22 protein-coding genes are annotated in these 24,213 nt (G+C 67.6%); 7 read left to right on the forward strand and 15 right to left on the reverse strand.

Annotation, left to right across the window (positions count from 1 at the left end; translation table 11 throughout):
• Positions 1-5: 5 nt before the first annotated feature.
• The 7 genes from ACP7BH_RS05850 to ACP7BH_RS05880 form a co-directional block, all read right to left on the reverse strand.
• A complete protein-coding gene (locus ACP7BH_RS05850) occupies positions 6-446 on the reverse strand; it encodes a DUF305 domain-containing protein (RefSeq protein WP_425982971.1) in 441 nt (146 codons plus the stop codon).
• A complete protein-coding gene (locus ACP7BH_RS05855) occupies positions 443-2,512 on the reverse strand; it encodes a heavy metal translocating P-type ATPase (protein ID WP_425982969.1) in 2,070 nt (689 codons plus the stop codon). Before ACP7BH_RS05855 ends, ACP7BH_RS05850 begins: the two co-directional genes overlap by 4 nt.
• A gap of 168 nt (positions 2,513-2,680) precedes the next feature.
• Positions 2,681-3,379: a methyltransferase family protein gene (locus tag ACP7BH_RS05860; RefSeq protein ID WP_244093366.1), complete on the reverse strand. Its 699-nt coding sequence runs from the start codon at positions 3,377-3,379 to the stop codon at positions 2,681-2,683.
• Positions 3,376-3,978: a cation transporter gene (locus tag ACP7BH_RS05865; protein ID WP_134581252.1), complete on the reverse strand. Its 603-nt coding sequence runs from the start codon at positions 3,976-3,978 to the stop codon at positions 3,376-3,378. The genes ACP7BH_RS05860 and ACP7BH_RS05865 overlap by 4 nt, the downstream gene beginning before the upstream one ends.
• On the reverse strand, positions 3,975-7,196 hold the full coding sequence (locus ACP7BH_RS05870; protein WP_134581253.1) for an efflux RND transporter permease subunit: 3,222 nt from the start codon (positions 7,194-7,196) through the stop codon (positions 3,975-3,977). The genes ACP7BH_RS05865 and ACP7BH_RS05870 overlap by 4 nt, the downstream gene beginning before the upstream one ends.
• An 11-nt stretch (positions 7,197-7,207) precedes the next feature.
• The gene (locus ACP7BH_RS05875; protein ID WP_339928424.1) at positions 7,208-8,407 is read right to left on the reverse strand and encodes an efflux RND transporter periplasmic adaptor subunit; all 1,200 of its coding nucleotides are present in this window, start codon (positions 8,405-8,407) and stop codon (positions 7,208-7,210) included.
• Entirely contained in the window at positions 8,407-9,660 is a 1,254-nt protein-coding gene (locus ACP7BH_RS05880) for a TolC family protein (protein WP_339928422.1), read from the reverse strand. The genes ACP7BH_RS05875 and ACP7BH_RS05880 overlap by 1 nt, the downstream gene beginning before the upstream one ends.
• A gap of 141 nt (positions 9,661-9,801) precedes the next feature.
• On the opposite strand from ACP7BH_RS05880, the gene ACP7BH_RS05885 reads away from it, so the two are divergent.
• Positions 9,802-10,137: a hypothetical protein gene (locus ACP7BH_RS05885; protein WP_156796407.1), complete on the forward strand. Its 336-nt coding sequence runs from the start codon at positions 9,802-9,804 to the stop codon at positions 10,135-10,137.
• A gap of 223 nt (positions 10,138-10,360) precedes the next feature.
• On the opposite strand, the gene ACP7BH_RS05890 is transcribed toward ACP7BH_RS05885, so the two are convergent.
• On the reverse strand, positions 10,361-10,789 hold the full coding sequence (locus ACP7BH_RS05890; RefSeq protein WP_165117316.1) for a hypothetical protein: 429 nt from the start codon (positions 10,787-10,789) through the stop codon (positions 10,361-10,363).
• Between the two features lie 257 nt (positions 10,790-11,046).
• Between ACP7BH_RS05890 and lspA the strand changes: the two genes are divergently transcribed.
• The 6 genes from lspA to ACP7BH_RS05920 all read left to right on the forward strand — a co-directional run bounded on the left by lspA (position 11,047) and on the right by ACP7BH_RS05920 (position 17,515).
• Entirely contained in the window at positions 11,047-11,571 is a 525-nt protein-coding gene (lspA, locus tag ACP7BH_RS05895; protein WP_134581258.1) for a signal peptidase II, read from the forward strand.
• A 190-nt stretch (positions 11,572-11,761) separates the two neighbouring features.
• The gene (locus tag ACP7BH_RS05900) at positions 11,762-12,109 is read left to right on the forward strand and encodes an MAPEG family protein (protein ID WP_425982968.1); all 348 of its coding nucleotides are present in this window, start codon (positions 11,762-11,764) and stop codon (positions 12,107-12,109) included.
• 48 nt (positions 12,110-12,157) lie between these two features.
• Positions 12,158-12,592 carry a MerR family transcriptional regulator gene (locus ACP7BH_RS05905; protein ID WP_040349346.1) on the forward strand — a complete coding sequence of 145 codons (435 nt, stop codon included), beginning with the start codon at positions 12,158-12,160 and terminating at the stop codon, positions 12,590-12,592.
• A 112-nt stretch (positions 12,593-12,704) separates the two neighbouring features.
• The gene (locus ACP7BH_RS05910) at positions 12,705-13,964 is read left to right on the forward strand and encodes a cytochrome P450 (protein WP_425982966.1); all 1,260 of its coding nucleotides are present in this window, start codon (positions 12,705-12,707) and stop codon (positions 13,962-13,964) included.
• Positions 13,965-14,027: 63 nt separating this feature from the next.
• Positions 14,028-15,440 (forward strand): dihydrolipoyl dehydrogenase, encoded by a 1,413-nt coding sequence (gene lpdA / locus ACP7BH_RS05915; protein WP_425982964.1) that lies wholly within the window; start codon positions 14,028-14,030, stop codon positions 15,438-15,440.
• Positions 15,441-15,577: 137 nt separating this feature from the next.
• Positions 15,578-17,515, forward strand: a complete 1,938-nt coding sequence (locus tag ACP7BH_RS05920) for an FTR1 family protein (RefSeq protein ID WP_425982962.1) — start codon at positions 15,578-15,580, stop codon at positions 17,513-17,515.
• Between the two features lie 114 nt (positions 17,516-17,629).
• On the opposite strand, the gene ACP7BH_RS05925 is transcribed toward ACP7BH_RS05920, so the two are convergent.
• The 7 genes from ACP7BH_RS05925 to ACP7BH_RS05955 all read right to left on the reverse strand — a co-directional run bounded on the left by ACP7BH_RS05925 (position 17,630) and on the right by ACP7BH_RS05955 (position 24,047).
• On the reverse strand, positions 17,630-19,759 hold the full coding sequence (locus ACP7BH_RS05925; RefSeq protein ID WP_339928398.1) for an NAD(+) synthase: 2,130 nt from the start codon (positions 19,757-19,759) through the stop codon (positions 17,630-17,632).
• 245 nt (positions 19,760-20,004) lie between these two features.
• The gene (gene arsH, locus ACP7BH_RS05930; RefSeq protein ID WP_134581261.1) at positions 20,005-20,760 is read right to left on the reverse strand and encodes an arsenical resistance protein ArsH; all 756 of its coding nucleotides are present in this window, start codon (positions 20,758-20,760) and stop codon (positions 20,005-20,007) included.
• Positions 20,760-21,176: a GNAT family N-acetyltransferase gene (locus tag ACP7BH_RS05935; RefSeq protein WP_134581262.1), complete on the reverse strand. Its 417-nt coding sequence runs from the start codon at positions 21,174-21,176 to the stop codon at positions 20,760-20,762. The genes arsH and ACP7BH_RS05935 overlap by 1 nt, the downstream gene beginning before the upstream one ends.
• On the reverse strand, positions 21,176-22,261 hold the full coding sequence (arsB, locus tag ACP7BH_RS05940) for an ACR3 family arsenite efflux transporter (RefSeq protein ID WP_134581263.1): 1,086 nt from the start codon (positions 22,259-22,261) through the stop codon (positions 21,176-21,178). The genes ACP7BH_RS05935 and arsB overlap by 1 nt, the downstream gene beginning before the upstream one ends.
• On the reverse strand, positions 22,258-22,683 hold the full coding sequence (gene arsC / locus ACP7BH_RS05945) for an arsenate reductase (glutaredoxin) (protein WP_313633055.1): 426 nt from the start codon (positions 22,681-22,683) through the stop codon (positions 22,258-22,260). The genes arsB and arsC overlap by 4 nt, the downstream gene beginning before the upstream one ends.
• 7 nt (positions 22,684-22,690) lie before the next feature.
• Positions 22,691-23,026 carry a metalloregulator ArsR/SmtB family transcription factor gene (locus ACP7BH_RS05950; protein ID WP_313633057.1) on the reverse strand — a complete coding sequence of 112 codons (336 nt, stop codon included), beginning with the start codon at positions 23,024-23,026 and terminating at the stop codon, positions 22,691-22,693.
• A 52-nt stretch (positions 23,027-23,078) separates the two neighbouring features.
• Positions 23,079-24,047, reverse strand: a complete 969-nt coding sequence (locus tag ACP7BH_RS05955; RefSeq protein WP_292036971.1) for an arsenic resistance protein — start codon at positions 24,045-24,047, stop codon at positions 23,079-23,081.
• Positions 24,048-24,213 lie beyond the last annotated feature (166 nt).

Genomic DNA, 24,213 nt, shown 5'->3' on the forward strand with positions numbered 1-24,213 from the left:
ACGAGTCAGGGCCTTGCGTTGGGTGCGCGCGTGTCCTCATGGCGCGCAAGAAGGATTCTCATCCGGACAATTTCGGATTCCTGGGCCCCGATGATCTCATCGGCCAGATTGCGCACGTCGCGGGCTTCGCCATGCTCGACGGCGATCTTGGCCATCGCGAGCGCACCTTCGTGTTGAGCGATCATTCCGCGCAGGAAGTCGATGTCGGCGTCGCCCGTGTAGTTGATGCTCATGGCCTGGTGCATCTGCGCGCTGGCCTCGCGATAGGCGCGGGTCGACGCGCTGTCTTCGGGCGCGCCAGCGTGGCTTGCCTCGGTGTCGATCGGGCGGGCCTCCACCGGCGGCGGCGCAGGCACTTCGCGGGTTTGCCGCGAGATCATGCCGAAAGCGAAAGCCGACAGGGCAAGAAAGACGGCGACGATGGAGGTCCATCCGAAACGCTTCATGACGATGTCCTCGGGAGACCCGGCGAGACGACGGGGCCTGCCGGGATTGCGGTTAGAAGAATGGGCGCGGCCCGGTCGCGGTAGCCGAGCAGGCGCAAGGCGTTGAATACCACCAGGAGGGTCGATCCCTCGTGGAGCGCCACGGCCGGACCTATGCCAAGGCCGAGGATCGTCGCCGGCACAAGGAAGGCGACGATTCCGAGGCTGACGTAGAGATTCTGGCGAATGATGCGCCGCGTTTGTCGGCTGAGACCGACGGTGAACGGCAGTTGCGACAGGTCGTCCGACATCAGGGCGACGTCAGCGGTTTCGAGCGCAACATCGGAGCCGGCCGCACCCATCGCAATTCCGACGGTCGCCGTGGCCATGGCGGGGGCGTCGTTCACCCCGTCGCCGACCATGGCGATCTTGCCGTCCGCGCGGAGGCGTTTGATGGCGTCGACCTTGTCCTCGGGCATGAGGTCGCCCCAGGCTTCTGTCAGACCGACTTGTCCGGCGATCGCCTGGGCGGCTTTCTGATGATCGCCCGAGATCATGATCATCCGCCCGATGCCTAGGGCTCGAAGAGCTGTCAGGGTCGGTCGCGCCGCCGCGCGAGGGGTGTCAAGAAGCCCAATGACACCGAGATCGCGCGTGCCGCGTCGCACCACCATCAGGGTTCGCCCCTGCAGTCGCAACTGAGCGACGACAGAGGTTGTTTCGTCGCCGAGCGGCGCGACGCCGTCGACGCCGAACATCTCCGGCTTCCCTATCCAGATCGTCTCGCCAGCCAGCAGGGCGGTCACACCCCTGCCCGTCAGGCTCTTCAGGTCAGTCGCGGCCGGGATGATCGTATCGCGCAAGCGTTCGGCGCCGTCGCGCGCGATGGCCTCCGCCAACGGGTGGTCGCTGAGCCGTTCGACCGCCACAGCGACCGCCAGAAGATCGCCCTCCTTCGTCCCGCGCACCGTCATGACGTCGGTGATCCGCGGCCGTCCCTCGGTCAGGGTGCCGGTCTTGTCGAAGGCGATGGCGTTGAGCGAGCCGAGGTTCTCCAACGGCGCGCCGCCCTTGATCAGGACACCGGCGCGCGCCGCACGGGCGACGCCCGAGAGGACGGCGCTCGGGGTGGCGATGGCGAGCGCGCAAGGACTCGCGGCGACCAGCACGGCCATGGCGCGATAGAAGCTGTCGCGGAACGGCTCATCGACGACGACCCAGGCGAACAGCAGGACAAAGGCGAGCGCCAGCACCACAGGCACGAAGATGCGTTCGAACCTGTCCGTGAAGCGCTGGGTCGGCGACTTCTGCGTCTCGGCCTCACTCACCATCCGAACCACCTTGGCCAGGGTGGTGTCGCTCGATGTGCGGGTCGTCTCAATCTCGATGGCGCCTGAGCCATTGATGGTGCCCGCGAAGACGAGAGACGGCGATCCGACCTGGGCCGGTCTCGCCCGCGCCGCCTCGGGGTCCGCGACGGGCTGCTTGTCGACAGGCATGCTTTCGCCGGTCACGGGGGCTTGGTTGATGCTTGTGGTGCCGACCACGACAAAGCCATCAGCGGGCAGTCGTTCGTTTGGACGCACCACTACGGTATCGCCGACGACCAAATCTTCGACAGGCAATTCGACGACCTGCCCGTCGCGTCGCACATGGGCTGTCCGGGGGGCAAGCTCGGCCAGGGCCTCGATCGCGCGTTTGGCGCGGCCCATGGCGTAGTGTTCGAGCGCGTGGCCGATGCTGAACAGGAACAGCAGGAGGGCGCCTTCGGCCCAGGCCCCGAGCGCCGCCGCGCCTGCGGCAGCAACGAGCATCAGGGTGTCGATCTCGAAGCGCTTTTGTCGAAGGTTCTCGAAAGCCTCTCGCACCGTGAAGAAGCCCCCGAAGATGTAGGCGACGACGAAGAGGGCGATGGGGATCCAGCCCGGAAGGCCTGTCGCAAGCTTTTCCAGGGCGAATCCAAAGCCCAGGGCGAGGCCGCTGGCGAGGGCGAAAATCAGCTCGGTATTGGAACCGAGAAGGCCGCCGTGACGGTGGTCGTCGGACTCGCTTTCGGCATGGTCCGGTCGTGTTGTGCTGGTGGTCATGAACATAGTTCCGGCTGGGGGGCGGCCCTTGCGGGTCGGCTATGGCGGCCGCTCTCGGCGACCGACGCGATCGAGAGGGCGGGATCACGACCTGGGTGGCGGCGGCGCATACTGCTGCTTGGCTCTGGCGTCGTCCGCTTGCAGGTCGTCATCCCGCTCCTCCCAACCTCAAGGCAGGGGCAAGACGGCGTTGAAGCCGCTGAGCCGCTGAAGTTGTTCGAGCGCCTCGAAAAGCGGAAGCGCGAGGAGGAAGACGAAGCCGTCGCGCACCGTACGGACGAAGAAGACAGGCCGGATCAGGACTTCCGCCTCGTCCCGCCAGAGGGAGGGCTTGGGCAGGAACCGGGGGGTGCGCTCGCGGTAAGCTTGGTAGTCGTTTCCGAACGTGTCGGAGAGGTAGCGTTCCTCGCGACCGACCACGATCCGGAACACCGCCCAACAGGCAAGAGCGAAAATCAGGCCGACGCTGAGGCTGCCGGATTGGGCGCCGATGCCAAACGCGCCGATGAAGCTGAAAACGTAGAGCGGATTGCGGCTGACTGAATATGGTCCTGCGGAGACGATTTCCTGCTTCTTCCGACCGCCTATGTAGAGGGAACACCAAGCCCGGCCGATGATGCAGACCATGATGGCGATCAGACCCAGATGCTCGACCGGATGCTCGAGCACGGGCCAGGATGTGAAGAGCGCCGCGCAGACAACGAGAACCAGCCCGCCGACGACAATGCCCGCCTTGCGCCACCGTTGGACGGATTGAATGTCGATCGATGATCCGCCGGTGGCTTCAAGGGACGGCGGGCCGGACTGATCGGTGTTGACGGCTTTCGAGACGCCGGAGAGATCATCGGAGGAACGACGCCGCATCATTGCGCCTTCTCCTCACCCGGACCATCACGCGCCGCGTCGCGCAGAATGTCGATGCCACCCTTGAGTGCGATAGCGGCTACGAGCACCCCGACTACGAGATCCGGCCACGCCTGGCCGAGCCAAAGCACCAGTCCTCCTGCGATAAGGATGCCCCCGTTGGAGGCGAAATCGTTGAAGCTGAAAGTCTCGGCGGCCTTCATGTTGACGTCGCCGCTATGCTGGCGGCGGATCAACTGCAGGCAGATGAGGTTGATGATCGCCGCGACGATCGCGAGCCCCATCATGGTCGGCCCGATCGGTTCTGTTCCGACGAGGAATCGGCGGCCGGCGTCCAGAAGGACGCCGGCGCCGAAGATGAGGAGCATGACGCCCGAGAAGCGCGCTGCGCCCCGCTTCCACGAGCCGGCCCGGCCAATCGCGAGGAAGCTGATCAGATAGACGGCGGCGTCCGAGGCGTTGTCGACGGCGTTGGCCAGCAGGGCGCTGGAGTCGGCAGACCATCCGCCGACTCCGAGCGCGACCGCCAGGCCCGCGTTGAGCGCGAGAACCGTCAGCAGGGTGCGCCCCTGCTGACGGTCGTCCTGATTGCGAGCAATCAATCCTCGACCCCCTCGTCCTTGCGGTGACGCACCGCCTTGGCCGCGAAGGTCGGCAGAACCAGCAGGGTCAAGGCAGTCGCAGTAAGAAGGCCGCCGATGACGACGGTCGCCAGAGGCTTTTGAACCTCGGCTCCCGCCCCATGGGCGATCGCCATCGGGATGAAGCCGACGATGGCGACGAAGGCCGTCGTCAACACCGCCCGCAGCCGGCTGGATGCGCCTTCGATCGCCGCATCCCGAGGCGCGAGACCAGCCTGCAACCGCTCGCGTATGGCCTGCATCAGGACAAGCCCGTTCAGGGTCGCCACGCCCGAGACGGCAATGAACCCGACGGCCGCAGACACCGAGAACGGCATCCCCCGCAAGAGCAGCGCCAGGGCGCCGCCGATTAGGGCAAGGGGTACGCAGGCGAAGACAAGTCCGGCCTCCGCAAACGACCCCAGGGCCATGAACAGCAACACCCCGATCAGGACGAAGACGATCGGAATGACGAGGCCCAGCCGCTGTTCGGCCCGCTTGAGGTTCTCGAACTGACCGCCCCAGGTCAGGCGGACGCCCGGCGGGAGCTGGATCTGGTCGACCTTCGCTTGAGCGTCAGTGACGAAGCCGCCCAGATCACGGCCGCGGACATTGGCCTGAACCACCATCCTGCGACTACCGTCGTTGCGGCTGATCTGGTTCGGCCCCTCGGCGCTCTGGATGCGCGCCACAGAGGACAGAGGCACGGTCACGCCCGTCGAGGAGACGATGGGCAGGGCCGCGAGCGCCGCCGGATCGTTCCGTGCACCGTCCGGAAGACGAACAACCACGTCGAAGCGGCGATCGCCCTCGAAAATCCGGCCTGCCTCCGCGCCACCGATTGCGGCCGAGACCGCTTCGGAGACGTCGGCTGCCGACAGGCCGTAGCTGGCCGCCGCGAACCGATCGACGCTGACCGTCAGAGTCGGCAGGCCCGACGCCTGTTCGACGCGCACGTCAGCGGAGCCAGTGGTTTGCCGCAGCGCGCCGGCCACCTCATCGGCGACCCGCTGCATGGTGTCGAAATCATCGCCGTAGACCATCACCGCGAGGTCGGTCCGAACCCCGGAGATGAGCTCGTTGAAGCGGAGTTCGATGGGCTGGCTGAACTCGAAATTATTGCCGATCTGCTGATTGGCAAGCTCTTCGAACCGCTCGAGCAGGGCTTCCTTCTTGAGACCGGAATCAGGCCAGTCCTTACGGTCTTTCAGAACGATGACGCTGTCCGAAATGTTGGGCGGCATCGGATCGACGGCCGCCTCGGCGGTGCCGGTCCTGGAGAACATGGTCTCGACTTCCGGCTGGGCGGTGATGACCCGTTCCAACGCCATCTGCATGGCGAGGGACTGTTCCAGCGACGCCGAGGGAACACGCAACGCCTGCATGGCGATGTCGCCCTCGTCCAGAGTGGGGATGAACTCCCGTCCCAGGGACGAGAAGGCCAGACCACCGACAACGACCGCGCCGAGCGCCGAGATCAGGACGATCTTAGGACGATCGACGGCGGCGCGGATGGCCGGCTGGATCCAACGCCGCGCGTGGCGGAGCAGGAAGGTCTCATGTTCGTGGGCGTGGCCGTGTTCGTCGGTCTCGACCTTCTTGGGTTCCCGCACCAGCAGGGCCGTCATGGCCGGAACGAAGGTGAAGGAGAAGATGAAGGCCCCGACCAAGGCCAGCATCACCGTCGCCCCCATGGGGACGAAGGTCTTGCCCTCCACCCCCTCAAGCATCAGCAGGGGCGTGAAGACCAGCAGGATAATCAGCTGACCGAAGGCGGCCGGTTTGACCATCTTGCGGGCTGCGGCAACCGCGACATCAAGGCGTTCCCGACGGGTCAGAGCCCGTCCCAGATCGATCCGCCGCTGCGACAGCATCAACAAGGTGCTTTCAACAACGATGACGGCCCCGTCGACCAGAAGGCCGAAGTCCAGAGCGCCCAGGCTCATCAGGTTTCCACTGATGCCGAACCGGTTCATGCCAATGACGGCGAAGAGGAAGCTGATGGGGATCATCAGCGCTGTGATGCTGGCCGCACGAATGTTGCCGAGCAGCAGGAACAGCACGACGATGACTAGCAGGGCGCCCTCGGTGAGGTTACGCGCCACGGTCGAGATGGTCGAGTTGACCAGGGCGCTACGGTCCAGAACAGTCACCGCCTCGATGCCTGCGGGCAGGGTCTTGCGAACTTCCTCAAGGCGCTCCCCGGCCGCCTGGGCCACCGTGCGGCTGTTGCCGCCAGCGATCATCAGCGCCGTTCCGAGCACGGCCTCGTGGCCGTCACGGCTGGCGCCGCCCAGGCGCGGAGCCTGGCCGATCTCGACAGTGGCGACATCGGCGACCCGCACGATCAGGCCATTCCGGTTGACGACCGGCGCCTGAGCCAAGTCCTCCACGGTGGAGGCCAGGGCGTCTGTGCGAACCGTCAAAGCTTCGCCGGCGCGCTGGATGTAGCCCGCGCCAGCCTGGGTGTTGGCGCGGTCGAGAGCCTGGATCAGGTCACCCATTCCCAGGCCGTAGGCGGAGAGACGCGCGACGTCGGGACGGACCGCGTACTCCTTCACATAGCCGCCGACGGTGTCGACGCCGGCGAGACCGGGGGCGGTCCGCATTTGCGGCGCGACGATCCAGTCCTGCACGGTGCGAAGATAGGTGGCGCGCTGCTGCGGGGTCGAAAGCAGATCGCCTTCGGGCGTCAGATAGGCTCCGCCCGCCTGCCAGCCCGTCTCACCAGGCTTGGCGAGGTTCTGACTGCTGAACGGCTTGTAGTCGATCGTCCACATCAGCACTTCACCGAGGCCCGTCGTGATCGGGGCCATGGTCGGCTCTACCCCTTCGGGCATGGCCTCCCGCGCGCCGGCAAGGCGTTCAGCGACCTGCTGACGGGCAAAGTAGATGTCCGTCTGGTCAGTGAAGATAACGGTGACCTGGCTGAAGCCGTTTCGGCTCAGGGATCGGGTCGTCGTCAGGCCGGGAATGCCGGCCATGGCGGTTTCAATGGGATAGGTGACCTGCCGTTCGATCTGTTCGGGCGCAAGCGCCGGAGCGACCGTGGTCACCTGGACCTGGCGATTGGTGATGTCCGGCACGGCGTCGATGGGAAGCCGTGTCAGTTCGAGCAGTCCGTAGGCCGCGACAAGCGCCGTGGCGAGGACCACGAACCATCGGAATTTAACCGAGAGTTCGATGATGAATTTGAACATGCGGTGCGCCCCTAGTGACCGTGCTCGGCCTCGCCCTTGGCGAGCTCGGCTTTGAGGAGGAAGGCGTTTGTGCCAGCGACCCGTTCAGCCCCGGTGAGGCCGCGCAGGATTTCAGTCCGCCCCCCGGCCTGACGACCGGCGAGCACCGGACGGGCCTGGAAGCCGTTCGGGACTTGAACGAAGACGACGGTGTTCCCGTCGACGGTCTGGACGGACTCGGTCGGAACGGTGAGACCGCCCGTGGTTTCGCCCGTCACGATCGCACCGGTAACGGCGGAGCCGGCCGGTGGGAGGACGGAGCCCGTCGGTCGGGCCCGGATGACCGTGGCGCCGCTCTCGCCGCCCGCGCCCGCGGCGACGCCGGTGACGACGGCGTCAAAATCGCCGCTCGGGCTGCTGACCCGCAGAGGAGCCCCGGCTCGTACATTGGCGGCCAACGCAGGCGGCGCGTTGAAGACGAGCTCAACCCTGGCCGGGTTCGTGACTTCGGCGACAACGCCACCCTGGGCGACGAAACCGCCCGGCCCGACCTGAACGCTGGTCACGACCCCGGCGATGGGGCTGGTGACGCTGAGGCGGCCCGACGCGTTGGGCGAGCCCGCCGCGCTGGACCGCGCGCGAGCCGCCCGTGCGCCGGCTTCGGCGCTGAGCAGTTGCGCGCGGGACGCCTCGACTTCCTGTCGGGCGACGACGCCCTGATCCGCCAAATTGCGGTTGCGTTGATAGGCCTGGCGCGCCGCCTCGGTCTCAGCGGCCGCAGCGTCCGCATCCGCCCGGAAGGTTGCGGCTTCGCCGCTCACGACGCTCGCCAGAGGCTGGCCGATCCGGACCGTCTGACCCGGCGCCACGAGAACCCGCTCAACGCGCCCGCCGACGGACGCCGCGACAGCGGCGCGCGCGTCGATCATTGGCTCGACCCGCCCGGAGAGACGGGTTTCCGCCCCCCCTCCCCGACCGACGCCGACCACAATCAGGCTCGCGGCCTGGGCCTGGGCCGCGCTCAGTGCGACGAAGCCTTCTGGCGCTTCGGCCTCGCCTTCGGCATGGGCGCCTTCCTCCGCGTGACCCGCCTCACCTTCGGCAGCGGCCGGTGCGGCCGCTGGAGCGGCATCCGGTCCGCGTGTGAGCAGGAAGAGCCCGCCTCCACCGAGAAGGACGATGGCGGCGGCTCCGCCGATGAGCAACGTCTTGTTGGATGTGCGCTTGCGCATCACTGGGCTCCTTGGAAGGGGGCGCGGCCGTCCTGGCGCGCAAGTTCGATCTCGGCCTGGACGCGCGCGAGGCGCGCATCGACGGCAGACGTCCGGGCAGAAATCAGGGCTGTGCGGGTGACCCGCAGTTCAAGCTGGGAAATGCGCCCCGCTTCGGTTCCGATTCGCGACAGGCGATAGGCTTCCTCCGCAGACGCCACTCCCGCATCGGCGGCGGAAACCCGGCTGACGGATGCGGCGAGCCGCGCCCGCGCCGCGGCGCGATCGGCCTGGGCTTCCTGACGGGCGCCAAGGAGCCGCGCATCCGCGGCACGGAAGTCCGCCTGCGCCGCAGCGATGTTTCCGCGGTTCCGGTCGAACAATGGCAGCGGCATGCTGACGCCGAACGTCAGAGCCGTTGCGTCTTCCATCTCGTAGCGACGGACACCGACGCTGGCGTTGATGTCCGGACGAGAGCGTATCCGCTCGACGTCGATCCGGCGTTCGGCGGCCGCCCGTTGCGCTTCCGCGACACGAACGGTCGGTGCATCCGCTGGCGCCACAAAGGCGGGGGCAGGCGGCAGGTCGAGCAGGCTGGTGTCGATCGTTGTTACTGGCGCCGCCAGCATGGCGACAGCGGTCAGCCTGGCGAACGCCGCGTCGCGTTCGGCGATGGCCTCATCCCGCGTGGCGCGCGCTGCAGCTGCTTCGCTTTCACCCTGAATGCCGCGTAGCAGGGGCTCGCGCCCTTCCTCGACGAGAACAAGGGCGGCCCTTGCATCGGCGATGGTCAGGGTCAGGCTTTCTTCAGCGAGGACGGCCCGCCTTTGGGCGGCTTCCGCATCGGCATAGACCTGCGCGAGTCTTCCAGCAGCGTCGATGACGGCGAGATCGCGCTGCAGAGCCGCTGTCCCAGCCTCCGCGCGGGCGACATTGACCCGAGCGGTCCGGCGTCCCCAGAGCTCGAGGTCCTGGCTGATCGACAAGGTGGTTTCGGCATTGGCGTAGCCCGAGAAGGGCCCCGTGCCGAAAGCGTTCTCGGCGTCGAGAGCGATCGTCGGATTAGGCCTCGCACGGGCCTGGCGGACACGTGCTTCGGCGGCGTCCGACAGGGCGCCGGCTTCAAGGGTGGCCGGGGTTTGACCCAGCTGGGCGAGCAGCTCGGCGAAGGACGGCGCGGGGTCAGCCCAAGCGGGACTGGCCAGCACGGCCGCGAATGCGGCCAACGCGCAGCCGACCGCGAAACGCGGCGGCCTGCGATATGAGGGAGGCATGATTCATCTTCCAGAAATTTGACACGAGTTCGCGCGCACGGCGGCGCAGACGTCCGGTCAGACTCTGGGAGGGCGCTTCAGGCCGTCGGGAGAGATCGACGACGGAAAATCACTCGAGGGGAAGGCGTGAACAGGCCGCGCGTGGATCTGCATCGCGATGTGGTCGGCGACATCCGCACGGGCAGTTCCGTTGTGGTGGCAGTGGCCGTGGGTGCAGACTCCGTGCCCAGCGCCAAGGTCGACCTGGTCGCCATCGCCCGCATCTTCAACGACCATGGCGTGAGCCGATGCCGTCTCCGGGACGCAGGTCGCGGCGTCAGCGATCGGGGCGACGAAAAACACGGCGGAGACCAGGGTCACCGCCAGTATCAGTCTTGCCCATGTCGCAATTGGCCACGCCATCGCGTGGTGGATACTTTCATTCGGGCGATCAAGCAATCTGTTACAGTGTTCGGGGGCTGCGACTGTTTCGAGTGACCACCAATCCGCGGTGAGGGAGAGGGAAAGTCGACATGCAAGGCCGAGAGTGGCGCATCGTCGGCCATCTCGACCTATTCAGCAACGTCGAGCGATCTTTAAGCGAGCGCACGCTGATCGCGTCCGATTCTTTCGCTGCGTCTGCAGGTGGATCGAGATTGCAGAATGCGCAATCTTCACCTGAGTAGCGCTGCCGCTATCAGGTCGGGCCATCGTGAACCGGTCAGCCAGACCGCTCCGCCGGTCGCCGCGACGCCAGGCTCTGGATAAAGTCGTTGCGCGCGCATAGCCAGAGCGAGCGGACGTTGGAGTCGCCTGCGCAGTGGCGGACCAGCAGTAAGCCGGCCAGGGCGTTGGCGAAGAAGCCCAGAGCGCCCAGTCCCGTGATGCCACAGGACGGCGCCCCGGAGGTGGCTCGCGAGATCGCGTAGCTGAGGAATAACAGCACCAACGCAACGAGGCTGGCGCCTTGGCCATTGGCCGCCCCGGACTGCACGGCGACCGAACGTCCGATCACGGCCAGGCTGATGCCGTAGGTGGCGCGTCGGCCAGGAAGTCGAGCACATTGGCGCCCAGGGGGCGCCGAGCCTTGCAGGGAGGCGCCGCTGGCTATGGCCATAAAGGCGGCGCCGTTGACGGCGATCACCGCCATCAGGATGCGCCGGTAGGCGGGGTGGCGCCGTCGAACCTGGAGGCCACGCCGCAACTGCAGCCGGCGAGGAAGTGCACAGGACGAGAGGGGGTTCAGTCATCGGATTACCCTTTCGCGAGAAGCATGCATCTCCCATTGGCTAGACGATCATGCCGAGAATGCATGGCTTCCATGAAAGAAACGCCCGTCAGATAAAACCCGCTTGATCCTCTAGTAACTAGAGGGCCCAAAATCAGTTGAAATCCATTGGAGGCTTCATGATCACCATGCACCCGACGCGACGCGTTCCCGGCCGCCTGCAGACGATCGCCTTCACGCTCGCGGCGCTGATCGCCGTCGTGGATCAGGCCGCCAAGGCCGCGGCGCGCGCTCAGCTGGACGCTCCGATCGACCTCACGCCGTTTCTCTCGCTGCGTCTCGGGTTCAACCCCGGCGTCACCTTCGGCCTGTTCGCCGGCTCAGGCGCCGTCGGCCGCTGGGCGCTGAGCGCCGTGGCCTTCCTGATCATCGGCGCCCTGCTGGCGTGGATCTGGCGCACGCGCAGCGCCGTGACGGCGGCCGCCGCAGGCCTCATCGCCGGTGGAGCGATCGGGAACCTCGTCGACCGGCTACGCTTTGGCGCGGTCACCGATTTTATCGATCTTCATTGGGGGGCGGCGCACTGGCCGACCTTCAACCTCGCCGATGCGGCCATTGTCTGCGGCGTCGCGCTGCTCCTCCTCACCGTCCGGGGCTCGGACAGCCGCGCGGCGTCCTCGACCCTGGGACGGGCGGCGCGATGAGGCTTCCCGCCGAACAGAGGGCGATCGCCGTCCGCTCGGCGCCGGCGATTCTCATCACCGCCTCAGCGGCGGCCTCCGCCTGGCTGCGGCTTTCCCCGCCCCTTCTCGGCGCGGCGCGCGACATGGCGACGGCCGATAGGCTGGCCTATGCCCTGCAGGCGAATCTCCCGGTCTTCCTGTGGCTCGCGGGGTGTTTGAGGGTGGTGGCCAGCATCCGTTTCCGGTCCGACGCCGACCGGCCGGGTCCGCCGATGCGGCGCCCGGCGCCAGGCTCGCCGTACCCGCCGCCGTGCTACAGAACTCGCTTGAACAGACCGTTCTGGCGGTGAGCGCCCACCTGGTGCTCGCCACCGTGCTGCGCGGCGAGGAGATGATCCTGCTGCTGGTGTTGGTCCCTCCTTATCTGGTCGGTCGGGGTTTCTTCGCCCTGGGTTACGCGCAGGGCGCGGCGGTCCCGGCCTTCGGCATGGCGCTCACCGGCGCCTCCACGATCGCCGCCTTCGGCATCGCCGTCGTCCTGATGGGGCTGGGCCGATGATCCCTCCCCGCCCCAGATGCCTTTCACCCGCCGTTACGAGCTGACGCGATGCCCCTCCCCTCTCCCGCCTCGTCCGGGTTGCGCCCCATCGGCAAACTGGCCGCCGCCACGGGCGTCAAGGTTCCGACCATCCGCTTCTATGAAGAAATCGGCTTGCTTCCGCCGCCGCCGCGCACCGCCAGCGACCGGCGCATGTATGACGACGCGGCTGAGCGCCGCCTGTCATTCATCCGGCATGCCCGCCAGCTGGGCTTCGATCTGGATTCGATCCGCTCCTTGCTTGATCTGTCGGATCACCCCGATCGGCCCTGCGCCGAGGCCAGCACCCTGGCCGAACGTCATCTCGCCGATGTGAAACAGAAGATCGCCCGGCTCCGCGCCCTCCAGCGCGAACTGTCGCGGATGACGACGGAATGCGCCGGGGGCCGGGTCTCCGCCTGCAAGGTGATCGAGGCGTTGCACGATCCATCCGCGCCACTTTGACCCTGTGGAAGATCCGGAAGGCGCAAAGACCCCGGAGCCATTAGCCCACCGCGACGTTTGGAGGCGATTGGCGGCTCCCGTCGCGGACCGCCCGTCCTTGTGGAGGATTTCGATGACGCATCGGCCGACCTCGCGACACGGCGACCAGACCCTGGCCCTGCTGACAGACCCTTATCGGCGCCTTTCCCACCTGTTCGAGCAGGCCGGCGCCGACGTCGTCGAGACCCGCCTGGCGCTGAAGGAGACGACCTGTCTGAGAGGCCGCGAGGCGGCGCGGATCTTCTATGACGAGACCCGCATCGTGCGGGCGGGCGCCATGCCGGCGCCGGTCCGCCGCACGCTGCTCGGCGAGGGCGGCGTCCAGGGGCTGGACGGCGAGGCCCACCGCGCTCGCAAGGGCGTGTTCATGTCCCTGATGTCGCCAGCCCGTGTCGCGCGGCTGGGCGAACTGTTCGAAGCGGAGTGGCGGCGCGCGACCGTCGAATGGGCCGGCGAGGAGGACATCGTGCTCTATGACGCCCTGCAGCCGGTGCTGACGCGGGCCGTCTGCGCCTGGGCCGGCGTGCCGCTTGAGCCGCACGACGAAGCGAAGCGGGTCCGTCACCTGAGGGCGCTGTTCGACGCGGCGGGATCGCGGGGCCCCCGGCATCTGTGGTCGAGGCACGCGCGTCGCCGCGTCGACGCCTGGCTGGGCTCGATCATTGAAGACATTCGCGCCGGCCGTCTGTCGCCGGATCCGGACACGGCCGCCCACGCCTGGGCCTGGACCCGCGCCGAGGACGGCGAACCGTTGCCGATCCACACGGCGGCGGTCGAACTGGCCAATGTATTGCGGCCGACTGTCGCGACCTCGGTCTACATCGTGTTTGTGGCGCACGCGATGCAGGCTCACCCGGATGCGGCCCGTCTGGCCGTCGCCGACCCCGGACGTCGCCGCGCCTTCGTCCAGGAAGTCCGACGCTTCTATCCGTTCTTCCCGGCAGTGATCGGGCGTGTGCGCGCGCCGTTTCGCTGGCGCGACCTGGTCTTCCCGGAGGGCCGTCAGGTGGTCCTCGACCTCTATGGCTCCAATCACGATCCCGCACACTGGACTGATCCCGAGGCGTTCCGGCCGGAGCGGTTCAGCGACGGCTCCGGAGATCCGTTCGGTCTCATCCCCCAGGGCGGTGGGGATGCGGCGACCGGTCACCGTTGCCCTGGCGAAGGGATCGTCCTGGAGCTGATGGAGCGCGCCGTCGGCCTGCTCGCCGACCTGAACTACCGGCTGCCGGATCAGGATCTGGAGATCGACTTCCGCCGCCTGCCGGCCCTCCCCGGAAGCGGGTTCCGAATGGAGACGCGCGACGCGGCCCTCAATGAGGGGGGCGCCTGATGCCGGTTCCTCGGGCTGGCCGGGGCCCTTCTCTCCCATCCACTCGCAGCAAAGGCTGACGCCATGAGCCGTTCGACGACCTCCTACGACCTGGTGATCATCGGCGGCGGGCCGGGCGGATACCCGTGTGCTATCCGGGCGAGCCAACTCGGCCTGTCGGTGGCGGTCATCGACGACCGCGAACTGCTCGGGGGGACCTGCCTGAACATCGGCTGCATTCCGTCCAAGGCGCTGCTCCAGGCCACCGAGCGGCTGGAGATGGCGCGCAATCTCGAAGCGTTCGGCGTCATGGTCGACAATGTGCGGGCCGATCTTGACGGTGTCATGCGGCACAAGGGCAAGGTGGTGACCGAGCTTGGCGAAGGGGTCGCCTACCTCCTGCGCAAGCACAAGGTCGCCCGCTTCCAGGGCCGCGGCCGGCTGCTGGCGCGCGACCGGGTGGAGGTGCGCGCCGCGGACGGCGCTTTCGAGGTGCAGGCCCGCAAGGCGGTGGTCATCGCCAGCGGATCGGAAGCGGCGACCTTGCCCGACCTGCCCATCGACGAGCGGCGGATCGTCACCTCCGCCGGCGCCCTGAGCCTGACGGCGGCGCCGCGCCATCTAGCGGTGATCGGCGGCGGCTACGTCGGACTGGAGCTGGGGTCGGTCTGGCGTCGGCTCGGCAGCGAGGTCACGGTCATCGAAGTGCTCGACCGGATCGCCTCCGGCGTCGACTCGGAGATGTCGGCGACGCTGCACAAGGTGCTCGAGGCCCAGGGCTTCCAGTTCTGCCTTGGGCACAAGGTGGTCGAATCGCGGATGGAGGGCGACGACGTCGTCCTCGACGTCGAGCCCATGGGCGATGGCGCGCGAGGAACCATCAAGGCCGATGTCGTGCTGGTCTCCATCGGCCGACGGCCCGCCACCGCCGGGCTCGATCTGGAAACGGTCGGCATTGCGCCCGACCGCAGGGGCTTTATTCCGGTGGACGAAGGGTTCCGGACCAGCGCCGACGGGGTCTACGCCATCGGCGACGTCATCGGCGGCGCCATGCTGGCCCACAAGGCGGAGGAGGAAGGGATCGCCCTGGCCGAACGCCTGGCGGGGGGCGCGGGCCATGTGGACTACGGAACGATTCCGGCGGTCGTCTATACCTGGCCGGAACTGGCTTCGGTCGGCCGCACGGAGGACGACCTCAAGGCGGCCGGCGTGGCCTACCGTGTGGGGCGCTTCCCCTTCTCCGCCAACGCCATGGCCAAGGCGCGTCTGGAGAAGAACGGTCTGGTCAAGGTTCTGGCCGACGCCGCGACGGACAAGATCCTCGGCGTGCACATCCTGGGCCCCGAAGCCGGCGGGTTGATCCATGAAGCGGTCGCCGCCATGCAGTTCGGCGCGGCAGCCGAGGATCTGGCGCGGACAAGCCACGCCCATCCGACCCTGCCGGAAGCCCTGCGCGAAGCCTGCCTGGCGGTAGCCGAGCGCACGATCCACCTCTGACGGCCGCGCGTTACGAGGTCTGACCCGCCGGAAGCCGCGATCGCGGCCGCCTCTGCGGGCCCGGGCGCGTCCGCGGTTTAGACGCGACAGCGGCGTCGCTTGAATGCTATTGCGAGCCGCTCACAACTAGGTCTCCCATGCGTCCTCTGCTCCGTCTGCTCACCCTGCTGTTCGCCCTAGGGCTGGCCGCCCCGGCCCTCGCCCAGGCGCCGTCCGCCTCGGAGGCCCAGGTCGCCTGGCGGCTGCTGGATTATGTGGCGGTCGACTACGCCGGCGCAGTGGCCGACGGCGAGGTCGTCAACCCGGCCGAATACGGCGAGATGATCGAGTTCAGCACCCAGATCCGGACGCGTCTGGACGCCCTGCCGGCCAACCCGGCCAAGGCCGCCCTGATGCGCGACGCCGAGGGCCTGCAGGCGGCCATCCGGGACAAGGCGGATCCGGCCGTCGTCGGCGCCCGGGCCAAGGCCCTGGCCGGCGCGGTGCTGGCGGCCTATCCGAGCCCGCTTGCGCCTTCGTTCCCGCCCGACCTGGCCCGCGGCGCCGCCCTCTACGCCGAGCAGTGCGCGGTCTGCCACGGCGTGACCGGGCGCGCCGACGGCCCCGGCGCCGAAGGGCTCGATCCGCCGGCGATCGCCTTCGCCGACGTGGAGCGCGCGCGCCAGCGCAGCGTCTTCGGGCTCTACCAGGTGATCGACCAGGGGCTGGAGGGCACGGCGATGGCCAGCTTCTCGCACCTGCCGGCCGAGGACCGCTGGGCGCTGGCCTTCTATGTCGGCCGCTTCGCCTTCACCGACGCCGAAGCCGCCGAGGGCAAGCGCCTGTGGGACGGCGATCCGGCGGTCCGCGCGGCCTTCCCCGACCTGGCCGCCCTCACCCAGACCACGCCGGCCGAGCTGGCCACCCGCCTCGGCGAACCCCGGGCGCGAGCCCTGACCGCCTATCTGCGACGTCATCCCGAGGCGGCGGCGCGCCCGGCCGGATCGACGCTGACCCTGGCGCGGACGCGCCTGGCGGAGAGCGAGGCCGCCTATCGACGGGGCGATCGCAAGGCCGCCACCGACGCGGCGCTGTCCGCCTACCTCGACGGCGTCGAGCCGATCGAGCCGGCCCTCGGCGCCCGGGACGGCGCCCTGCTGCGCCGGGTCGAGACCGCCATGACCGAGCTGCGCGTCTCGATCAGCCGGGGTGCGCCCGCCGAGGAGGTCGCCGGTCGGGTCGCGCGTGCGAACGCCCTGCTGGACACGGCCGAGCGGGCCCTCGCGCCCCAGGAGGCGGACAATGTCGCCAGCTTCCTCGGCGCCTTCACCATCCTCCTGCGCGAAGGCCTAGAGGCCCTTCTCATCGTGGTGGCGATGATCGCCTTCCTCAGGAAGGCCGAACGGCCCGAGGTGCTGCGCTACGTCCACGGCGGCTGGGTCGCCGCGCTGGTCGCCGGCGGGGCCACCTGGGCGGCCGCGACCTTCTTCATCTCCATCAGCGGTGCCAGCCGGGAACTGACCGAAGGGTTCGGTTCGCTTCTGGCCGCCGTCGTGCTCGTCTCGGTGGGCATCTGGATGCACGGCAAGTCGCACGCCGACGCCTGGCAGACCTATATCCGCGACAAGCTCTCCCACGCGCTGTCGAAACGGTCGGCCTGGTTCCTGTTCCTGCTGTCTTTCGTCGTGGTCTACCGGGAGGTGTTCGAGACCATCCTCTTCTATGCGGCGATCTGGAGCCAAGGCGGCCACCTCGGCATGCTGGCCGGCGCCCTGACGGCGGTGGTCATCCTGGCCATAGTGGCCTGGGCCCTGCTGGCCTACAGCAAGCGCCTGCCGATCGGCCGGTTCTTCTCCCTGAGCTCGATCCTCATGGCCATCCTGTCGGTCGTCCTCGTCGGGAAGGGGGTGGCGGCGTTGCAGGAGGCAGGCTGGCTCGATGTCCACCCGCTGGCCTGGATCCCCCGGATCGAAGTCCTCGGCCTCTACCCGACGGTCGAAGGCGTCGCCGTTCAGCTGCTGACGATCGCCATCCTCGTGGTCGGCTTCTCCCGGCATGCGGCGCCGAAGGGCGCGCGGCCGGCGGACATCGGCTAGGGTCGCCAGCCCTTCACCTAATCTTCCGCCCCGCCGGGCGCCGGATGGGCAGGCGCCGGCTTCCGGTTCCTGAACCGCCCCTCCGACCCCGGAGTTCGCAGCCGGGCGACGGCCTTATCGGACGATGGGTTTGCCTCCGGCGGGCAGCACATCGGGCTCTTTCGTTGGAATGTCGTCGCTTGCGGGATCAAGAACCTCCGGCACGTTGCGATGCAGCTCGTCGATCCAGACCTGGCCATGAGCGTCCGAGGGCATGCGCCAGTCGCCCCGCGGCGACAGAGAACCGCCTGTCGTGACCTTGGGTCCGTTCGGCAGGGCCGAGCGCTTGAACTGATTGGCGAAAAAGCGCTGCAGGAACACCTCCAGCCAGCTGCGAATAGACCCGATGGGGTAGGCCCGCTTTTGCTCGTCCGGAAAGCCCGGCGGCCAATTCCCGGCGGCGGCGTCCTGCCAGGCGTGCAAGGCCAGGAAGGCGATCTTGGAGGGCCGCAGCCCGAACCGGGTGAGATAGTAGATCCAGAAGTCGTGGAGCTCGTAGGGGCCGATCTTGCCTTCGGTGCTCTGCGACTCGCCCTCGGCCGTCTGCGGGATGAGCTCCGGTGAAATCGTTGTCGCCAGGATGTCGAGCAGGACGTCGGACACCGCGGGGTCGAACAGGCGGTTCGCCGCTGTCCAACGGACGAGGTGTTGAATGAGGGTTTTCGGGAGCGAGCCGTTGACGTTGTAGTGGCTCATCTGGTCGCCAACGCCGTATGTGCACCAGCCAAGCGCAAGCTCGGACATGTTGCCGGTGCCGAGCACCATGCCGTTTCGCTGATTGGCGGCCCTGAACAGGAGATCTGTCCGGAGCCCGGCCTGCACATTCTCGAACGTCGTGTCGTACACAGGTTCGCCCCTCGCGAACGGATGGCGCAGGTCCTGCAGCATCTGCTGGGCGAGCGGCTTGATGTCGATTTCCTCGACGGTCACGCCGAGCCCGTTCATCAAGGCGTAGGCGTTAGACTTGGTCCTCGCGCTCGTGCCGAAGCCGGGCATTGTGATCCCGAGAATGTCCGTGCGCGGACGTCCAAGCAGATCGAAGACCTTGGCCGCGACGATCAAGGCGTGCGCGGAATCCAGCCCTCCGGACACGCCGATGCAGATCTTGGCTGTTCCGGTCGCCTCAAGCCTCTTGGCCAGCCCGCTCAACTGTATGTTGAACGCCTCGTAGCAGTCCTGGTCGAGGCGGGAGGGATCGTTGGGCACAAAGGGAAAACGGTCGATGCGTCGTCGCAGGCCGAGGTTGTGAACTGGCGGATCAAGATGGAAGGTCACCCGGCGAAAGCGCCGGTCGGGCATCCCGTTGGCGATCGCGGCCTCGTTAAAGGTGCCGGTACGCATACGTTCCAGCTGCAGCCGTTCCACGTCTATGTCCGCGACGGCCATCTGGGACCCCAGGCTGAAGCGCTCGGTCTCCGCGAGCTGCGCCCCCAGCTCGTAGATACAGGCCTGTCCGTCCCAGGCCAGGTCGGTCGTCGATTCTCCATACCCGGCCGCGGAGTAGATGTAGGCCGCCCAACAGCGGCCGGACTGCAGCTCGCAAAGTCTTCGCCGCGTGTCCGCCTTTCCCACCACGATGTTGCTTGCGGACAGGTTCGTCAGAATCAGCGCGCCGGCGAGCGCGGCGAAGTCGCTGGGCGGCGCGGGCGCCCACACATCCTCGCAAATTTCGACATGAAAGATCAGGCCATCGACGTCGTCGGCCTGGAACAGCAGATCCATTCCGAATGGAACGGTCTCGCCCCCGATCGTAATCTCGCCTTCCACATCCCGCCCGGAGGCGAACCATCGCTTTTCATAGAACTCGCGGTAGTTGGGCAGATGGCCCTTTGGCACCACGCCAAGGATCCGCCCCCGGTGGATAGCCACCGCACAATTGTACAGCCGTCCCTCACGACGGAGGGGCGCGCCGACCAGTATGACCGGGTGGAGATCGCGGCTTTCGGCCACGAGGTTCACGAGTTGCCGCTCGACCTCGTCCAGCAACGCCCGCTGCAGAAACAGGTCGTCGATGGAATAGCCCGACAGGCCGAGCTCCGGGAAAACCATCAACGCGGTCCCGGCCTCGTTCCCCTCACGGGCGAGCCTCAGGGTCTGCTCCAGATTGAACGCCGGATCCGCGATCCTGCAAACGGGACGGCACGCAGCGACCCTCACGAAGCCTTGCTGGTAAATCGACAGGAAATCGGCTGCGTTGCGAGGCACGTCCTGCTCCTATTCCGCTTCGGGCATTACTGTTCTCGGCCGGACGGCCCGCGCCTGGTCCCCCTTGCTAAGCGCGGCAAGGGCCTGGAGGTTCGTCAGGATGAGAACGTCACCCGGAGAATAGCCTTTCGCCACTTCTGGCGAGTTACGGCCATCGCGATGCTCGGCGGCCGCCGCGGCCATGGCGTCAAGGTCCGTATTAAGGCGGGAGGAATGCGAGGCGTGTTCGCGTGGTCGAGGGGAGGTCACGCCTGGCGCGCGATGACGATCCCCGACAGATCGGAGGCGGCGTCGAGGGGAATCCCGGCCGCCTTGCGCTCGGAATAGCGGTCCACCAGCTGGGCCGCGTGCGGCCGGGTGAGGATGGTGAAGCGCACCAATTCCTCCATCACATCGACGATCCGCTCATAGTAGGCCGAGGGCTTCATCCGGCCGGCCTCGTCGAACTCCTGGAAGGCCTTGGCCACGCTGGACTGGTTGGGGATGGTGATCATCCGCATCCAGCGGCCCAGCAGGCGCAGGGTGTTGACGGCGTTGAAGCTCTGCGACCCGCCCGACACCTGCATCACCGCCAGGGTGCGGCCCTGGGTCGGGCGCAGGCCGCCCAGGCTGAGCGGCAGATGGTCGATCTGCAGCTTCATCAGGCCGGAGACCTGGCCATGCCGTTCCGGACTGCACCAGACCATGCCCTCCGACCAGAAAGCGTGCTCGCGCAGCTCGCGCACCGCCGGGTGGTCGTCGTCGCCGGGCGCGCCCGGCAGGGGCAGGTCGGAGGGGTCGAAGATGCGGGTCTCGCATCCCATTCGCTGCAGCAGACGGGCCGCCTCCTCGACACAGAGCCGCGAATACGACCGCTCGCGCAGCGATCCATACAAGAGAAGGATCCGCGGCGCGGGATCGGTCGGACCTAGCCCCCGGGCGGGGTCGGCGGACAGATAGGCTGCATCCAGAGCCGGCAGGTGATCCGGATCCGGCAGCGGCCGCAGGCGGGCGAAAGTCATCAGAGGTCCTTGATGAGATAGGCCGCTGACGCCGGGCAGACGTCCGCGAACTCGCGGGTTTGCCGGATCGCAAGGGGCGCGGACGCCCGTTCGGCGGAGACGAAAGCACGCCGGGCGAAGAATAGCTCGGCCGTCGTGGTGAGCAGGTGAAGCCGTTCGCTACCCAGATCGCTCGCCATGGCCTCGACGGCGGTCAGTATGCGGCTCCCGATCCCTTGGGCCTTCAGGTCGGCGAGCACGACCAGGGAGCGCAGCAGGAGATCCTGCCCCTCCCCTTCCAGGCCGACATAGCCGGCGATGCCGCCGTGTTCGTGGGCGGCGAAGTATCGACCAGCGCCAGGCTCGGGCAGACCCGCGCCGCGCAGGGCCGCGATCAGGCCGACGTCATCCGCGTCCAGGAGATGCAGGACGACCATCAGGCCGCGTCCGCCGGCGGAGCCGTATCCGGGAACCAGCGGCGTCCCATCCACAGCGCGACCGACACCAGCAGGATCAGCACCGGCACCTCGACCAAGGGACCGATGACGGCCGCAAAGGCGACCGGCGAGGTCAGGCCGAAGGCCGCGATGGCGACGGCAATGGCCAGTTCGAAATTGTTCGAGGCCGCGGTGAAGGCCAGGGCGGTGGTGCGCGGATAGTCGGTCTCGATCAGCTTGCCCATGAGGAAGCTGACCACGAACATCACAAGGAAGTAGATCGTCAGCGGAATGGCGATGCGCAGGGCGTCCAGCGGCAGGGCCACCACCTCCCCGCCCTTGAGGCTGAACATGACCACGATGGTGAACAGCAGGGCGATCAGGGTGATCGGTCCGATGCGCGGCAGAAAGCGCCGCTCGTACCAATCGGCGCCCCGGCGGGCGATCAGGCTGCGACGGGTCAGGAAGCCGGCCAGGAAGGGAAGACCGAGGTAGACCAGGACCGCCCCGGCGATGGTCCAGACGCTGACGTCCACCACACTGCCCTGCAGGCCGAACAGGGGCGGCAGGACGGTGAGGAAGATCCAGGCGTAGAGGCTGAAGAACAGGATCTGGAAGATCGAGTTGAAGGCGACGAGACCGGCGACATACTGGTTATCGCCCCGCGCCAGCTGGTTCCACACCAGCACCATGGCGATGCAGCGCGCCAGTCCGATCAGGATGACGCCGGTCATGTATTCCGGCTGATCGCGCAGAAAGATCACCGCCAGCGCGAACATCAGCACCGGGCCCAGCACCCAATTCTGGAACAGCGACAGGGCCAGCACCCGCTTGTCGGCGAAGACACGCGGCAGCGCCTCGTACCGGACCCTGGCCAGCGGCGGGTACATCATCAGGATGAGACCGACGGCGATTGGGATGTTGGTCGTGCCGATCGAGAGGCTATTGATCCAGGCGGGCAGACCCGGCGCCAGCGTCCCCAGAGCCACGCCGAGACCCATGGCCACGAAGATCCACAGCGTCAGCCAGCGGTCGAGGAAGGACAGGCGACGCGGCGACGTAGTCGTCACGGGGGTGTCGATCATCGCTTCACCCGCTGGCCGGCGGCGTCGATGACGACCTCGCCGTCCTCCTTGGTAAAGGGTTTGAGATCGTCGTCGGGCAAAAGATCGAGCACGGCCTCCGATGGCCGGCAGAGTCGAACGCCCAGGGGACTGACGACGATCGGGCGGTTGAGAAGTATCGGATGGGCCTCGATCGCGTCGAGCAGTTGATCGTCCCTGAGGCCTGGATCACCGAGGCCCAGTTCGGCGAAGGGCGTGCCCTTTTCGCGTAACAGGTCGCGCAGCGGCGCGCTGGTGCGTTCGGCCAGCCAGGCGATCATGGCCCGCGACGGCGGGGTCTTCAGATACTCGACGACGTGCGGCTCCATGCCGACATGGCAGATCAGCTCAAGCGCGTTGCGCGACGTCCCGCAGGCGGGGTTGTGATAGATGACGACGTCCATGGGATCCTCAGGGGCGGCAGGGTGCGAATTCGGCCAGCAAGGGCTGACACAGGTCCGCCCTCCCCTCGCAGCAGTCCTTAAGCAGGAACAGGACCAGCCCGCGGAACCGGTCCAGGTCGGCCCGGTAAATGATCGAGCGGCTGCGCCGCTCCGACCTGATCAGCCCCGCGCGGGTCAGAACGCCGAGATGGGACGACAGTGTATTGGCCGGGATGGCCAGATGGTTCGAGATCTCACCGGCCGGCAAACCGCCGGGTTCGTGGCGCACGAGGAGACGAAACGCCTCCAGCCGCGTAGACTGCGCCAAGGCGGCGAGAGCGAGAATCGAGGCTTCCGTTTCCATAGTTCTGAATTAGTCGAACTATGGAAACAATCAAGCTTTAGCGTTCCCCTGATCAGGCTGACCGACGTCCCAGCCCGGGGATGCCGCGGATGTAGACCAACTCCGCCAGGAGCTCGATCAGAGTCTGGGTGACGATGATGGCCGGGACCAGGGGGATGGCGCCGGGCACGACCAGGGCCAGCGGCAGGACCACGAGCGAGTTGCGGGTCCCGGCGCTGAAGGCGACGGCGCGGCCGGCTTCCGGCGTCAGCCCTGCGAGCCGCGAGACGGCCCATCCGATGAGCGGCGCCAGCACGGAGAAGGCGACATAGACCGGCACGACACTCAGGGTCCGGTCGAGGGTCTGTCCGAGTTGCGGCATGACCGCGGCGACGACGATGAAGAGCACCAAGGCCGTGGCCGGCACCGGCGCCAGGCCGAGACCAGACGAGACTCGCTCGCCCGTTTTGCTGCGGGCCGCCCAGGTCTGGACCAGCGCCGCCAGAACGAACGGGATGGCGATCAGCCAGACGAAGGCGTGGATGAACGGACCTGGCTGCACATAGGCCGCCGCCTCGGCGCCGAGGAACAGACGCAGATAGATGGGCAAGAGCGCCATCTGGGCAATCAGCAGCACCGGTGTCGAGGCCAGGAGCAACCGGGCATCCGCTCGACCCAGATGAGCGAAGGTCACGACATAGTCGATGCAGGGACAGAGCAGCACCATCAGCACGCCGAGACGGATCAGGGGATCGGCCGGCAGGAACTGCACCAGGCCCAGGACAAGCAGAGGCACGGCGATGAAGTTCACGGCCAGCAAGGCGCCCATGAACCGCAATTCCTGAAGCGCCCGGCCGAGGGCGGCGACGGGCACCTGCAGGAAGGTGACGAACAGCATCAGGGCCAGCGCCGGATTGATCGCCGATTCCAGCACCGCCGTGCCCGGGATCACGAACCCAATGGCCGTCGCGACGATCACGGCGGCGAAATAGATCCAGACCTGTCGGGCTTCGAGGCCGTCGCGAAGTTCAGACGTGTTCATCCCGGATCCTGACTTCGCACTGCCCCCCCCCTAACGGGCGCGAACGCCCCGGCCTGTCAAGCCTCGTCCTGCGTTCCGCGGGTCAGAGGGTGGACCGATCACTGGCGGCGTTCGAGCGGCGTCGGCGCACGCCCGCAAGCTCTGGCGCGCGCACCGCACTCAAGGG

Source organism: Brevundimonas sp. TWP2-1 (genome assembly GCF_049897645.1).
Classification (GTDB): domain Bacteria; phylum Pseudomonadota; class Alphaproteobacteria; order Caulobacterales; family Caulobacteraceae; genus Brevundimonas.

Excerpts from the sequence above, each read along its gene's own strand:
- arsH (WP_134581261.1), bottom strand. The coding sequence starts at position 20,760 with ATGACTTTCGCCCGCCTGCGGCCGCTGCCGGATCCGGATCACCTGCCG.
- ACP7BH_RS05870 (WP_134581253.1), bottom strand. The coding sequence starts at position 7,196 with ATGTTCAAATTCATCATCGAACTCTCGGTTAAATTCCGATGGTTCGTG.
- lspA (WP_134581258.1), top strand. The coding sequence starts at position 11,047 with ATGATCACCATGCACCCGACGCGACGCGTTCCCGGCCGCCTGCAGACG.
- ACP7BH_RS05875 (WP_339928424.1), bottom strand. The coding sequence starts at position 8,407 with ATGCGCAAGCGCACATCCAACAAGACGTTGCTCATCGGCGGAGCCGCC.
- arsB (WP_134581263.1), bottom strand. The coding sequence starts at position 22,261 with ATGATCGACACCCCCGTGACGACTACGTCGCCGCGTCGCCTGTCCTTC.
- ACP7BH_RS05860 (WP_244093366.1), bottom strand. The coding sequence starts at position 3,379 with ATGATGCGGCGTCGTTCCTCCGATGATCTCTCCGGCGTCTCGAAAGCC.
- ACP7BH_RS05950 (WP_313633057.1), bottom strand. The coding sequence starts at position 23,026 with ATGGAAACGGAAGCCTCGATTCTCGCTCTCGCCGCCTTGGCGCAGTCT.
- ACP7BH_RS05935 (WP_134581262.1), bottom strand. The coding sequence starts at position 21,176 with ATGGTCGTCCTGCATCTCCTGGACGCGGATGACGTCGGCCTGATCGCG.
- ACP7BH_RS05850 (WP_425982971.1), bottom strand. The coding sequence starts at position 446 with ATGAAGCGTTTCGGATGGACCTCCATCGTCGCCGTCTTTCTTGCCCTG.
- ACP7BH_RS05905 (WP_040349346.1), top strand. The coding sequence starts at position 12,158 with ATGCCCCTCCCCTCTCCCGCCTCGTCCGGGTTGCGCCCCATCGGCAAA.
- ACP7BH_RS05920 (WP_425982962.1), top strand. The coding sequence starts at position 15,578 with ATGCGTCCTCTGCTCCGTCTGCTCACCCTGCTGTTCGCCCTAGGGCTG.
- ACP7BH_RS05910 (WP_425982966.1), top strand. The coding sequence starts at position 12,705 with ATGACGCATCGGCCGACCTCGCGACACGGCGACCAGACCCTGGCCCTG.
- ACP7BH_RS05880 (WP_339928422.1), bottom strand. The coding sequence starts at position 9,660 with ATGCCTCCCTCATATCGCAGGCCGCCGCGTTTCGCGGTCGGCTGCGCG.
- lpdA (WP_425982964.1), top strand. The coding sequence starts at position 14,028 with ATGAGCCGTTCGACGACCTCCTACGACCTGGTGATCATCGGCGGCGGG.
- ACP7BH_RS05955 (WP_292036971.1), bottom strand. The coding sequence starts at position 24,047 with ATGAACACGTCTGAACTTCGCGACGGCCTCGAAGCCCGACAGGTCTGG.
- arsC (WP_313633055.1), bottom strand. The coding sequence starts at position 22,683 with ATGGACGTCGTCATCTATCACAACCCCGCCTGCGGGACGTCGCGCAAC.
- ACP7BH_RS05890 (WP_165117316.1), bottom strand. The coding sequence starts at position 10,789 with ATGGCGGTGATCGCCGTCAACGGCGCCGCCTTTATGGCCATAGCCAGC.
- ACP7BH_RS05855 (WP_425982969.1), bottom strand. The coding sequence starts at position 2,512 with ATGACCACCAGCACAACACGACCGGACCATGCCGAAAGCGAGTCCGAC.